This is a genomic window from Nocardioides sp. IC4_145, from assembly GCF_011250565.1.
GTDB lineage: Bacteria > Actinomycetota > Actinomycetes > Propionibacteriales > Nocardioidaceae > Nocardioides.
The window spans coordinates 20,643-33,099 of sequence record NZ_JAANMS010000029.1; the positions used below are offsets into that span (position 1 = coordinate 20,643).

At 71.7% G+C, this 12,457-nt stretch carries 12 protein-coding genes; 7 read left to right on the forward strand and 5 right to left on the reverse strand.

Annotation, left to right across the window (positions count from 1 at the left end):
- Positions 1-39: 39 nt before the first annotated feature.
- Entirely contained in the window at positions 40-1,152 is a 1,113-nt protein-coding gene (locus G6553_RS13080; protein ID WP_207619739.1) for a transposase, read from the reverse strand.
- Positions 1,153-1,523: 371 nt separating this feature from the next.
- On the opposite strand from G6553_RS13080, the gene G6553_RS13085 reads away from it, so the two are divergent.
- Positions 1,524-2,789: an HNH endonuclease signature motif containing protein gene (locus G6553_RS13085; RefSeq protein ID WP_166193512.1), complete on the forward strand. Its 1,266-nt coding sequence runs from the start codon at positions 1,524-1,526 to the stop codon at positions 2,787-2,789.
- A 239-nt stretch (positions 2,790-3,028) separates the two neighbouring features.
- On the opposite strand, the gene G6553_RS13090 is transcribed toward G6553_RS13085, so the two are convergent.
- The 4 genes from G6553_RS13090 to G6553_RS13105 are packed head-to-tail and all read right to left on the reverse strand — an operon-like array spanning position 3,029 to position 6,263.
- Complete coding sequence (locus tag G6553_RS13090; RefSeq protein ID WP_166193515.1) at positions 3,029-3,427, reverse strand: Fur family transcriptional regulator; 399 nt, start codon at positions 3,425-3,427, stop codon at positions 3,029-3,031.
- Positions 3,428-3,457: 30 nt separating this feature from the next.
- Entirely contained in the window at positions 3,458-4,465 is a 1,008-nt protein-coding gene (locus tag G6553_RS13095; protein WP_347565696.1) for a metal ABC transporter permease, read from the reverse strand.
- A complete protein-coding gene (locus G6553_RS13100) occupies positions 4,459-5,262 on the reverse strand; it encodes a metal ABC transporter ATP-binding protein (protein ID WP_166193518.1) in 804 nt (267 codons plus the stop codon). Before G6553_RS13100 ends, G6553_RS13095 begins: the two co-directional genes overlap by 7 nt.
- Positions 5,259-6,263 carry a metal ABC transporter substrate-binding protein gene (locus G6553_RS13105; RefSeq protein WP_166193521.1) on the reverse strand — a complete coding sequence of 335 codons (1,005 nt, stop codon included), beginning with the start codon at positions 6,261-6,263 and terminating at the stop codon, positions 5,259-5,261. The genes G6553_RS13100 and G6553_RS13105 overlap by 4 nt, the downstream gene beginning before the upstream one ends.
- Positions 6,264-6,337: 74 nt before the next feature.
- Here G6553_RS13105 and G6553_RS13110 point away from each other — a divergent pair, with 74 nt between their 5' ends.
- From G6553_RS13110 to G6553_RS13135, 6 genes are all read left to right on the forward strand, one after another.
- Positions 6,338-6,655 carry an antibiotic biosynthesis monooxygenase family protein gene (locus tag G6553_RS13110; RefSeq protein WP_166193524.1) on the forward strand — a complete coding sequence of 106 codons (318 nt, stop codon included), beginning with the start codon at positions 6,338-6,340 and terminating at the stop codon, positions 6,653-6,655.
- A 74-nt stretch (positions 6,656-6,729) separates the two neighbouring features.
- Positions 6,730-8,130, forward strand: coding sequence for a glycine--tRNA ligase (locus tag G6553_RS13115; protein WP_166193527.1), 1,401 nt, complete (start codon positions 6,730-6,732; stop codon positions 8,128-8,130).
- 26 nt (positions 8,131-8,156) lie between these two features.
- Positions 8,157-8,849: a hypothetical protein gene (locus G6553_RS13120; RefSeq protein ID WP_166193530.1), complete on the forward strand. Its 693-nt coding sequence runs from the start codon at positions 8,157-8,159 to the stop codon at positions 8,847-8,849.
- 62 nt (positions 8,850-8,911) lie between these two features.
- On the forward strand, positions 8,912-10,048 hold the full coding sequence (dusB, locus tag G6553_RS13125; RefSeq protein ID WP_166193533.1) for a tRNA dihydrouridine synthase DusB: 1,137 nt from the start codon (positions 8,912-8,914) through the stop codon (positions 10,046-10,048).
- A 130-nt stretch (positions 10,049-10,178) separates the two neighbouring features.
- The gene (locus G6553_RS13130) at positions 10,179-11,066 is read left to right on the forward strand and encodes a mucin-2 protein (protein WP_166193536.1); all 888 of its coding nucleotides are present in this window, start codon (positions 10,179-10,181) and stop codon (positions 11,064-11,066) included.
- Between the two features lie 79 nt (positions 11,067-11,145).
- A complete protein-coding gene (locus G6553_RS13135) occupies positions 11,146-12,423 on the forward strand; it encodes a deoxyguanosinetriphosphate triphosphohydrolase (RefSeq protein WP_166193539.1) in 1,278 nt (425 codons plus the stop codon).
- Positions 12,424-12,457 lie beyond the last annotated feature (34 nt).

Below are 12,457 nucleotides of genomic sequence, written 5' to 3' on the forward strand. Positions count from 1 at the left end.
GTTGAGGAGGGCCGCAAGGCCCGACGCTCCTATGTCGCGTCAAGCGTTGTGGGTGGGTGTTCGAGTGCTCGGTAGAGGTGTCAGGCGACGTAGCGTTTGAGGCAGCGTTTGATCTCGCGTGGGGTTTTGCCTTCGGCGGTGCGGCGGGCGATGTAGTCGCGGGTGGCGGGGTCGTGGCGGATGCGGGTGAGCACGATGGTGTGCAAGGCGCGGTTGAGTTGGCAGTCGCCGGATCGGTTGAGCCGGTGACGGTCGATGGTCTGTCCGCTGGTGGCGGGGATCGGAGCGACGCCGGCGATCATCGCGAACGCTGCTTCGGAGTAGATGCGTCCGGGATGGGACCACGCGGCAAGCACGGTCGCGGCCACGATGGGGCTGACCCCGGTCTGGTCGAGCAGGTCGGGTCGCCAGGTCGGGTCGCCAGGTCTTCACGATCGCGGCGATGGCGTGCTCGTGGGCGGCGGCTTCGACGTTCAGTGTCTGGACCCGACGCGCCAGGGCGCGTAGCACGGCGATGGTGGTCGCGGTCTCGGTGTCGTGAGAAGACCGGGCACGAAGGATCGCGGCGGCCTCCACGACGCGGGTGGTGCTGAGGCCGTGGAACTTCGCGCCTAGGGGTTCGGGGGCTGCGATGAGCAGGCTCAGGAGTTGTCGTTGCGCGTCGCCGGCGGCCTCGACCGCTGAGCGGCGCACGGTCAGCAGCACCGCGAGTGCTTGGCGGTCCCCGCCGGCACGTGGGGCGCCCAGGCGGGGGCGGGCGAGGGCTTCGCGAGCGGCGCGGATCGCGTCGAGGGGGTCGGACTTCGCGCCGTGGCGCCGCTTGGCGCGGACCGGCCGGTCGAGCTCGATGACGACCTCGTTGTGGCGTTGCAGGTGGCGGGTCAGGCCCGCGCCGTGGCTGCCGGTGCCCTCGATCGCCCAGGCCCGCAGCGCCGCGTGGGCATCGGCGAACTCCAGCAGCTGCGCGTAGCCCGCGGCGGTCGCCTCGACGCTGACCTCGGCCAGGACACCGCCGGTGCGGGCGTCGATCACCGCTGCGGCGTGGGTGTGGACGTGGGTGTCGACACCGATCACGACGTCGACGACCTCCCGCAGGTCGCGCACGTCATGCAGGTGGTCGCGGTGATTGGCGAGTGTGGTCACGCTGGTCATGCGTTCTCCTTAGGACCGGGGACGTGGTTCCGGTCCGCGGCCGAGACACGGCAGGACTGTGACGGGACCGGCAGGCGCCACTAACGCCTGCCGGTCAAGCTCCTGATCAGGCCAGCTCCTCCGCCCGGGCCGCGGCCGGTGACCACGACCGGACAAGTCGGCCCCAAGACACCCGGATTCCCTCCAGGGGTCAGTCTCGAAACGGGTCACGACCACGGCCACCAGCCACAGCCCAGCACCAGCCAGGGCTGCACGTCGACGATCACAGTCTCGAAAGCCGCCGGGAAACTCGCGCAGGTTGATGTCCGAATGCTGGTCTGACCTGCATGAACAGCCGCGTCACTGTCGGTGGTAACTGCTTGAGTAGACCCATGGCCAAGGACTCCCGACCCACCGCGCACCCGGTGTGCCGCGCGGTCGCGAAGTCCCGCAAGAAGACCACGACCGCGTGCGGTGAGCGGTTGTGGGAGATGGCCGACCAAGAGGTCGCGACCGCCCTCCTCGAAACTGGAAAGCTGCGGGCGCAGGTCGAGGCGCTCGAGCTCAAGCTGGCTGCCGAGGCCGAGCGCCGCGAGGTCGGCGACAAGACCGGCGCCACCGACACCGCGTCCTGGTGGAGCCACCAGAGTCGCCAGGACCGACCGGCTGCGAAGGGCCGCATGCGGCTCGCCAAGTCCCTTGGCCACCACGCCCCCACCGCCGCCGCGCTCGCGGAGGGTGCGATCAGCGTCGACCACGCCCGGGTCATTACCCAGTGTGTCGACCGGCTGCCCGACGACCTCCCGGACGCCACCATCCCCGAGCGTGCGGAGAAGCACCTCCTGCACGAGGCGCTCGACCTCGACCCGAAGGCGCTCGCGATTCTCGCGAAGCACGTCCTGACCGTGGTTGCGCCCGCGATCGGCGAAGCGCTCGACGCCCGGGCGTTGGAGCGTGAGGAGCGGGAGGCCCGCGTGAATGCGTGGCTGACGATGAGCCCGGACGGGAAGGGCAGCTACCGCGGGAAGTTCTCGATCCCCACCCTGCAGGGGGAGATGTTGAAGAAGGCGCTCCTCGCGTTCGCCGCCCCCAAGCACCAGGCGAGCAAGAAGGCCGACGAGCCGGAGCGGGAGCAGGTGGAGCGGCGGCCGTCCCCTGAGCGGATGGGTGACGCGTTCTGCGAGCTCATCGAACGTTTCCCCACCACCGAGCTCCCCGAGCTCGGCGGGCTGAACGCCTCCATCGTGGTGCTCATCGACTACACGAACCTGAGGAGCGACGTCGGGCGGACGGTCCTCGAGTCGGGCCAACCTGTCTCAGCGGCGCTCGCCCGGCGGATGGCGTGTGAGGCGGGATTGCTTCCTGCCGTCCTCGGCCGTCGATCCGAGGTGCTCGACCTGGGCCGCACGTCACGGTTGTTCAGCCCGGCCCAGCGCACGGCATTGGGCATCACGCAGCGCGAGTGCACCGCCGCCGGTTGCGACTGGCCCGCCTACCTCTGCCATGCCCACCACGACGACAGCTGGCTCTCCGGCGGCCGGACGGACATGAGGAAGGGCCGGCTGCTCTGCCCGCGACACCACGCCCGCATCCACGACCCCCGCTACGAGACCACGCTCCATCCCGACAACCAGGTCACCTTCCACATGCGGACCTAGACCGCTCGACCCGCTGGTCGAGCAGGCAGGCGCCCCAGCGCCGACCGATGACCAGACCCCCGGGACCGACCAACGGCCCCAATCACCCTCCGGCCGGACAACCCCCGCCAGGCCCTGCCTTCCCTCACCGGGTCTTGACGACGTTCGCTGGGGCTCGCTGCTCGGCCAGCGGGCGAGGGTGTCGACGACGTTCGCCTGGGCTTGCTGGTTGAGCAGGGCCGCGCCCCGCGCCGGCCGGCTCAGGCGTCGGAGCAGGTGCGGCAGGTGCCGAAGATCTCGAGGGTGTGGCTGACGTCGGTGAAGCCGTGCTCGCCGGCGATGCTGCGGGTCCAGCGCTCGACGGCCGGGCCCTCCACCTCGACGGTGGCGCCGCAGGTGCGGCACACCAGGTGGTGGTGGTGGGTGCCGGAGCAGCGGCGGTAGACGGCCTCGCCGTCCTCGGTGCGCAGCAGGTCGACCTCGCCGGCGTCGGCGAGGCGCTGGAGGGTGCGGTAGACGGTGGCCAGTCCGACGGGCTCGCCGCGGCGGCCGAGCAGGTCGTGGATCTCTTGCGCGGAGCGGAAGTCGTCGACGGAGGCGAGGGCCTCGGCCACGGCCAGGCGCTGCCGGGTCGGGCGGAGAGGGGTCTGCTCGGTCATGCGCTGCTCCCGTCAGGGTCCGTCGGTGCGTCAGTGCTCGTCGTAGTGCTCGCCGTGCCGGGCGTGCCGGTGCCCGTCGTGCACGTAGTCGACGTGGTCGTCGTGCGGGACGGCGAGGTGGCCGCAGGCCGGACCGTGGTCGTGGTTATCGTGGTCGGTCGCCTCGAGCGGCGCGACGGCGCCCTCCGGGAACGGTTCGCGCAGGCGCGCCCGGTGCCGCAGCCATGCGCCCAGCGGCCAGGTCGCAACGAAGCAGGCGAGCGCCAGCAGCACGATCGTCGGGCCGGGGGCGACCGAGACGTCGTGCCGCACGGACACGTACGCCGATAGCAGCAGGCCACCCACCGCCGCGCCCGCCCCGACCAGCACCGCGCCGACGACCGTGGCGCGGAAGGAGCGGGCGAGCTGCTGGGAGGCCGCGACCGGCACGATCATCAGCGCCGAGACCAGCAGCAGTCCCACGGTGCGCATCGCGATGGTGACCGTGACCGCCGCGAGCACCGCCACGAGCAGGTTGTAGGCGCGGACGTCGAGGCCGGCGACGCGCGCGAAGTCCTGGTCCTGGGCGACGGAGAACAGCTGGGGGAGCAGGCCGACGCCGACCAGGAGGATCAGGGCGGCCAGGCCGATGGTGAACCAGATGTCCGACAGCGAGATCGACGTGATCGAGCCGAAGAGGTACTGGTTGAGCCGTGCGGCCGACTGTCCGGCCAAGCCGGTGATCATCACGCCGCCCGCCAGGCCGCCGTAGAACAACAGCGCCAGCGCCAGGTCGCCGCTGGTGCTGCCGCGTTCCCGGATGACCTCGATGGCCACGGCGCCGAGGACGGCGACGACCACGGCCGTCCAGGTGGGGGCGAAGCCGGTGAGCAGCCCGATGGCCACGCCGGTGACCGCGACGTGACCGAGGCCGTCACCGAGGAGAGCGAGCCGCCGCTGCACGAGGTAGGTGCCGATGACCGGTGCGGCGAGGCCGGTCACGAACGCGGCGATGAGCGCTCGCTGCATGAAGGGATGGCCGAGGAGGTCGATCACCACGCCACCTCCTCTCCGGGTCGATCCAGCGGGGCAACCACCCCAGGGTGGTGGTCGGCGCGTCGGGGGCTGGGGTGGTGGTGTCCGTGCGCGTCGTCGAGGTGCAGGGGCGCGCCGTCGTACACCACCCGGCCGTCGCGCAGCACGATCGTGCGGTCGACGAGCGGCTCCAGTGGCCCGAGCTCGTGGGTGACGAGCACGACGGTGCTGCCGGCTCGCGACAGCGCTCCGAGCGCCTCGGCAAGGGCCTGCTGGTTCGGGAGGTCGACGCCCGCCGTGGGTTCGTCGAGGAAGAACAGGTCGGGCTCGCCGGCGAGCGCGCGGGCGATCAGGACGCGCTGCTGCTGCCCGCCGGAGAGCGTGGCGACGCTGTCGCCGGCCCGGTCGGCCAGGCCGACCAGCTCGAGAGCGGAGGCGACGGCCGCCCGGTCGGCGCGGCCTGCCGGCCGGAGGATGCGACGTCTGGTCAGTCGCCCGGATGCGACGACCTCAGTGACCGAGGCGGGCACGCCGCTGGCCGCGCTCGAGCGCTGCGGGACGAACCCGAGCCGGTGCCAGTCGCGGAAGGACTCGAACGACGTGCCGAAGAGCCGCAACGAACCCTGCGTGAGGGGGCGCAGCCCGACCAGCGCGCGCACGAGCGTCGACTTGCCGGAACCGTTCGGACCCAGCAGCGTCACGAACTCGCCCGCGTGCACGGTGAGGTCCAGGTGCCGCAGGACCGGTCGGCCTGCGATCGCGACGGCGCCGTCGCGCAGCTCGACGACCGGGTCGGAGCCGCCCGGGCGGGAGGTGCTCAACAGCCGTTCGCCTCCTGGAGCGCGGTCAGGTTGGTACGCATGAGTGAAAGGTAGTCCTCGTCCGCGGTCTCGTCGGTCAGTCCCTCGACGGTGTCCAGCACGTCGGTGCGCACGCCCGCGTCGTCAGCCAGCACCTCGGCGGTCTTGGGGCTCACCAGGGACTCGGAGAAGACCGTCGTGATGCCGTCCTGACGGATCAGGTCCTGCAGGTCGGCCAGGGTGGCCGGGCTCGGCTCGGCGTCGGGGGAGATGCCGGCGATGGACTCCAGGTGCAGCCCGTACTTCTCCAGGTAGCCGAAGGCGTCGTGGTTGGTGACCACCGTGTCCCGCTCGCAGCCGGCCAGGCCGGTGGCGTACTCCTCGTCCAGCGCCTCGAGGTCCGCGCGCAGCTCCTCGGCGTTCGCGGCGAACGTGTCCGCCTCGCCGGGGTCGATCTCGGCCAGCCGGTCGGCGATCGCGTCGCCGACCTCTGCCATCCGGATCGGGTCCTGCCAGAAGTGCGGGTCGTGCTCGCCGTGGTCGTGGGCGTGCTCGTCGTCGCCCTCGTGGGCGTGCTCGTGCTCGCCGTGGTCGTGGTCGTGCTCGTCCTCGCCCTCGCCCTCGCCCTCGTGCGCGTGCTCCTCCTCGAAGGGCAGCAGGTCCACGACGGTCGCGACGTCCAGCACCTCCCCGCCGGCGTTCTCCTCAGCGGCCGCGTCGAGCGCCGGCTGCAGCGAGTCGACGTAGACGAGCAAGGCGGAGTCGCTGACCAGCGCGGTCTCTCGCACGCCGAGCTCCAGGTCGTGGGGCTCGCCGCCGGGGGAGGTGAGGTTCTCGACGTCGAAGGCGTCGCCGGCGACGCGCCCGGTGACGTACGCCAGCGGGTAGAGCGCCGCCGCGACCGTGCGAGAGTCGGATGCCGCTCCGTTGGAGCCATCCTCACCGGTGAGGGCGGCGCACCCGGACAGGGTGATCGCGCTGGCGGCGCAGACGGCGGTGGCGAGGACACGACGAGAACCCATGAGAACGATTCTCAGAGTTGTTGAGAACCGTTGTCAAATCGCGTCACCCGTGCCGTGCTCCTAGGCTGCGCCGTGTGCTGGTGGTCAACAGGTTCCGCGTGCCCGAGGGCGACGAGCGCTTCCGTGCGGACCTCCAGCGGGCGCACGAGACGCTCGCCGCCCGGGCCGGCTACGTCACCGGCCTCATCGGCCGCAACGTCGACGACCCGGCCCTGTGGGTGCTGACGACCACGTGGGAGAACGTCGGTGCCTACCGCCGCGCGCTGTCGTCGTACGACGTGAAGCTGGACGCCGTGCCCGTGCTCAGCAGGGCCCTCGACGAGCCCAGCGCCTACGAGCCGGTCGACCCGGGGACCGTCCTCAACACCGGCGTTCCCCGCTCGCTAGGCTGACCGCTCGCTCGATCCGAGAGCCCCCTGCAGCACCCTGCAGCCCCGCCTGAGAAGTTCCGCTTGAGAGGTTCCCCGTGGCCAAGCCGCCAGCAACCACCGTCGACCACGTCGTCTCCCTCGCCAAGCGGCGAGGCTTCGTCTACCCGTGCGGCGAGATCTACGGCGGCACCCGCTCCGCGTGGGACTACGGCCCGCTCGGCGTGGAGCTGAAGGAGAACATCAAGCGCCAGTGGTGGAAGTCCATGGTCACCATGCGCGAGGACGTCGTGGGCCTGGACTCCAGCATCATCCTGCCGCGCCAGGTGTGGGAGGCCAGCGGCCACGTCGACACCTTCAACGACCCGCTCACCGAGTGCCAGTCCTGTCACAAGCGCTTCCGCTACGACCACCTCCAGGAGGCCTACGCGGAGAAGAAGGGCATCGAGGACCCCGACTCCGTGGACCTCGCCGAGGTCGCCTGCACCAACTGCGGCACCCGCGGGGCGTGGACCGAGCCGCGGCAGTTCTCCGGGATGCTCAAGACCCACCTCGGCGTCACCGAGGACGAGACCGGCCTGCACTACCTGCGCCCGGAGACCGCGCAGGGCATCTTCGTGAACTTCGCCAACGTCGTGACCTCGAGCCGCCAGAAGCCGCCGTTCGGCATCGCCCAGATCGGCAAGAGCTTCCGCAACGAGATCACGCCGGGCAACTTCATCTTCCGCACCCGCGAGTTCGAGCAGATGGAGATGGAGTTCTTCGTCAAGCCGGGCGAGGACGAGGAGTGGCACCAGTACTGGATCGACCAGCGCACGCAGTGGTACACCGACCTCGGCATCGACCCCGACAACCTGCGCCACTACGAGCACGCGCAGGAGAAGCTCAGCCACTACTCCAAGCGGACCGTCGACATCGAGTACCGCTTCGGGTTCACCGGCTCGGAGTGGGGTGAGCTCGAGGGCATCGCGAACCGCACCGACTTCGACCTCTCCACGCACGCCCAGCACTCCGGCCAGGACCTGTCGTACTTCGACCAGGCCAACAACGAGCGCTACACGCCGTACGTCATCGAGCCGGCCGCCGGCCTCTCGCGCAGCCTGATGACGTTCCTCGTCGACGCCTACACCGAGGACGAGGCGCCCAACACCAAGGGCGGCGTCGACAAGCGGACCGTGCTGCGGCTCGACCCGCGCCTGGCGCCGGTCAAGGTCGCGGTGCTGCCGCTGAGCCGCAACGCCGACCTGTCGCCGAAGGCCAAGGACCTCGCGATGGAGCTGCGCAGTGCTGGCTGGAACATCGACTTCGACGACTCCGGCGCGATCGGCCGCCGCTACCGTCGCCAGGACGAGATCGGTACGCCGTACTGCGTCACCGTGGACTTCGACACCCTCGAGGACCAGGCCGTGACCGTCCGCTCCCGCGACACCATGGAGCAGGAGCGCGTCGGGCTGGACCAGGTGACCGGATGGTTCGCACAGCGATTCGTCGGTTGCTGACCAGGGGCTCCGTGCACAATCGCAGCATGCGTCCCCTCCGCACCCGCGCCGCGCTCGCCGGCCTGCTCGCCGGCAGCCTGCTGCTGACCGCCTGCTCCGACGACTCCGGCAGCGAGCCGGACGCGGAGGGCAGCAGCTCGCCGTCGAGCAGCGCGGGTACGGCGTCGGCCAGCGCGACGCCTTACCTCCCGGTGCCGGACGACGTCGAGCTGACCCCGCAGGGCAGCGAGCTGGAGGTCGGTGAGGAGGCCGTCGTCGCCTACGAGCCGAAGCAGGACCAGGTCGGCGTGCTGTCGATCCGGGTCGACCGGCTGGAGCGGACGTCGTTCAAGGAGTCCTTCAGCGGGTGGCAGCTCGACAAGGCCACGAAGCGGTCCAACCCGTACTTCGTCCGGGCCACCGTCACCAACGCCGGGGAGACGAACCTCGGCGGCCTGCGGCTCCAGCCGCTCTACATCGTCGACGGCAACAACACGCTGATCGAGCACTCGTCGTTCGCGAGCCGCTTCGACCCGTGCCCGAGCGCGCCGCTGCCGAAGAAGTTCGGCCCCGGCAAGAAGGCCGAGGTCTGCCTGGTCTACCTCGCGCCGGACAAGGGCGACCTGACGGCGGTGAGCTTCCGTCCCACGCAGGAGTTCAACCCGGTCACCTGGACCGGTGAGCTGCAGAAGGTGAAGAAGGCCGGCGGCAAGAAGGGCAAGGGCAACAAGCGGGGCTGAGCAGTGCCCGCGTCCGGCCACCGGATTTGGGCCGCCCGGCGGGCCCGCCGGACAATGGGGCCATGCCGCTGCCCTCCTCGCTGACCCTCGGGTCGCTGCGCGTCGACACCCCCGTGGTGCTCGCGCCGATGGCCGGCATCACCAACGCGGCGTACCGCCGCCTGTGCGCCGAGCAGGGCGCCGGCCTCTACGTCTGCGAGATGATCACCAGCCGCGGCCTGGTCGAGGGTGACCAGCACACCCGCGACATGCTGGTCTTCGACGAGCTGGAGACCACCCGCTCGGTGCAGCTCTACGGCACCGACCCCGTCTACGTCGGCAAGGCCGCCGAGATCCTCTGCTCGGAGTACGGCGTCGCGCACATCGACCTCAACTTCGGCTGCCCGGTCCCGAAGGTCACCCGCAAGGGCGGCGGCGGTGCGCTGCCGTGGAAGCGCGGGCTGCTCGGCCGGATCCTCGAGCACGCCGTCGCGGCAGCCACGCCGTACGACGTGCCGGTCACGATGAAGACCCGCAAGGGCATCGACGACGACCACCTCACCTACCTCGACGCCGGCCGGATCGCCCAGGAGTCCGGCGCCGCGGCGATCGCGCTGCACGGGCGCACCGTCGCGCAGGCCTACTCCGGCGAGGCCGACTGGGACGCCATCGGCGAGCTCGCGGCGTCCGTCGACATCCCGGTGCTCGGCAACGGCGACATCTGGGAGGCCGCCGACGCGGTGCGGATGGTCGAGCAGACCGGCGCCGCCGGCGTCGTCGTCGGTCGGGGCTGCCTGGGCCGCCCCTGGCTCTTCCGCGACCTGGCCGCCGCGTTCGGCGGCGAGCAGGTCGCGACCCTGCCGACCCTGGGCGAGGTGGCCGCGATGATGCGCCGCCACGCCGAGCTGTTGTGCCAGCACATGGGCGAGGAGCGCGGCTGCAAGGAGTTCCGCAAGCACGTCTCGTGGTACCTCAAGGGCTTCGCCGCCGGCGGCGAGATGCGCCGCTCGCTGGGCCTGGTTGACAGCCTCGCCGCGCTCGACCGGCTGCTCGCCGAGCTCGACCCCGACGAGCCGTTCCCCGCCTCCGAGCTGGGTGCGCCGCGCGGTCGGCAGGGCTCGCCCCGGTCCAAGGTCGTGCTCCCCGAGGGGTGGTTGGACGAGACCGACGGGCTGGGCTGCGTGCTCGCGGAGGACGCCGACGCCGGCAGCGGCGGGTGACTGGACACACAGCAACTTTTGCCGTTCAACTTTCACACAGCCCGGCCGAGGTGTGTCACGGTGGAGGCCGTGCCGGTCCAGCGAGAGCTGACCGGCCGTCCCATGTACGCAACAGCAAAGGATCAGCGCTGTGGCAGACCACCGCCACAAGCGGGACACCAATGCCCGCCGCAAGCCCCGGGCCGCCTTCGTGGCGGCGCCGATCGCCCTCCTCGCCACCGCCGGCGCCGTCACCCTCGGCGTCGTCGGGGCACCCTCGCCGACCGAGCTGGTGACCGCCAACGCTCGCGAGGCCGCCGTCCCCGGGCCCTCGATGGAGTTCGAGCGCCAGCCGGTCGTCTCCCGCTCCTCCGACCGGATCGAGCGCAAGCCCACCAAGGCGGAGGTCGTGACCGCGCCGGCCAGCGTCCGCCGCGCCGTCTCCGCCGCCGACACGAAGCTGTGGACGACCACCACGCTCAACCTGTGGACCGCTCCCGGCGACCAGGCCACCAAGGTCGGCGTCCTCGACGAGCTGACCAAGGTGCTGGTCACCGGTCGCTCGCTCTTCGGCCGCGAGGAGGTCGTCGTCGACGGCACCGCCCGCTGGGTCAGCCGCGGCTACCTCGTCGCCGAGGAGCCCGAGGTCGAGACGGCGGAGGAGGCAGCGGCGGCGAAGCCGGCCGTCGGTGGCACCTGCACCAACGGCACGTCGGTCTCCGCCGGGGTCAGCCCGAACGTCGCGGCGGTCCACCAGGCGGTCTGCGCGGCGTTCCCGCAGATCACCTCGTACGGCGACTTCCGCAGCGACGGGGAGCACTCGCAGGGCATCGCGCTGGACATCATGGTCAGCGGCGACCTGGGCTGGGAGATCGCAGAGTTCCTCCGCGCGAACTACGCCGAGCTGGGCATCTCCTACCTGATCTACGCCCAGCAGATCTGGTCGATCGAGCGCGCCGGCGAGGGCTGGCGTGGCATGTCCGACCGCGGCTCGGTCACGGCGAACCACTACGACCACGTCCACGTCACGACGTACTGACGCGGGTCCTCGCGCCGGGCCGCCGCCGGCGTCCCGCCGCGTCGTCATGTCGGTGGCGGGCCCTAGGCTCGCCCCCGACATGACGACCGAGGAGCTGTACGACGACGCCGACCGCGAGCGGCTCGTCCCGGAGCCGCCCAAGCGGGTCGACGCCCCCGAGCGCACGGCGTTCGAGCGGGACCGGGCCCGGGTCGTCCACGCGGCTGCGTCGCGGCGGCTGGCGGCGAAGACGCAGGTCGTCGACCCCCGGTCCGACGACTTCGTGCGCAACCGGTTGACCCACAGCCTCGAGGTCGCCCAGGTCGCCCGCGACCTGTCCCGGGCGCTGGGCAGCCAGCCCGACATCGCCGAGACCGCGGCGCTGGCCCACGACCTGGGCCACCCGCCGTTCGGGCACAACGGCGAGCGGGTGCTGGCCGAGCTGGCCGGGCCGTGCGGCGGGTTCGAGGGCAACGCCCAGACACTGCGGCTGCTGACCCGCCTGGAGGCGAAGACCTTCGACGCCGAGGGCCGCTCGGTCGGGCTCAACCTGACCCGCGCGACGCTGGACGCCTGCACGAAGTACCCGTGGCCGCGCGAGCGCGCCGAGACGCCCCAGGGGCACCACGCGGACGGGTCGCCGCGCGAGGTCAGCAAGTTCGGGGTGTACGCCGACGACCGGCCGGTCTTCGACTGGATGCGGGCCGGGGCCGCCGGCGAGCGGAAGTGCCTGGAGGCGCAGGTGATGGACCTCGCCGACGACGTGGCCTACTCGGTGCACGACATCGAGGACGGCATCGTCGCGGGCCGCGTCGACCTCACCCGGCTCGACACTGCCGCGGTCTGGGAGACGGTCCGCGACTGGTACGTCCCCGAGGTCGACGACGCGCGCCTCGACGAGGTGCTCGCCGGGCTGCGGACGCAGGGGTCCTGGCCGGTCGCGCCGTACGACGGCAGCCGCCGCGGGCTGGCCGCGCTGAAGAACCTCACCAGCGACCTGATCGGCCGGTTCTGCGGCGCCGTGCAGCACGCGACGTACGCCGCGGGGGAGGGGCCGTTCGTCCGCTACCGCGCCGACCTGGTCGTCCCGGAGACGACCCGGCTGGAGATGGCGGTGCTCAAGGGGATCGCCGCGCGCTACGTCATGCAGGCCGACGACCGGGTGGCCCTGATGGACCGGCAGCGCGCGCTGGTGGCCGAGCTCGTCGCGGCGTTGGTCGAGCGGGGACCGGACGGCCTGCAGCGGCCGTTCGCGGACGACTGGCGCGAGGCGGCCGACGACGCGGCCCGGCTGCGCGTCGTCGTCGACCAGGTGGCGTCGCTGAGCGACGCGAGCGCGGTCGCCTGGCACACGAGGCTGGTCGGCGCCGCCCGTTGACCGACCGGGTTGAAAGGCCAGCGGTAGGGTCGAC

Coding starts and splice junctions, on each gene's coding strand:
- G6553_RS13080 (WP_207619739.1), bottom strand. CDS start 1,152: ATGACCAGCGTGACCACACTCGCCAATCACCGCGACCACCTGCATGAC.
- G6553_RS13085 (WP_166193512.1), top strand. CDS start 1,524: ATGGCCAAGGACTCCCGACCCACCGCGCACCCGGTGTGCCGCGCGGTC.
- G6553_RS13090 (WP_166193515.1), bottom strand. CDS start 3,427: ATGACCGAGCAGACCCCTCTCCGCCCGACCCGGCAGCGCCTGGCCGTG.
- G6553_RS13105 (WP_166193521.1), bottom strand. CDS start 6,263: ATGGGTTCTCGTCGTGTCCTCGCCACCGCCGTCTGCGCCGCCAGCGCG.
- G6553_RS13120 (WP_166193530.1), top strand. CDS start 8,157: ATGCGTCCCCTCCGCACCCGCGCCGCGCTCGCCGGCCTGCTCGCCGGC.
- dusB (WP_166193533.1), top strand. CDS start 8,912: ATGCCGCTGCCCTCCTCGCTGACCCTCGGGTCGCTGCGCGTCGACACC.
- G6553_RS13135 (WP_166193539.1), top strand. CDS start 11,146: ATGACGACCGAGGAGCTGTACGACGACGCCGACCGCGAGCGGCTCGTC.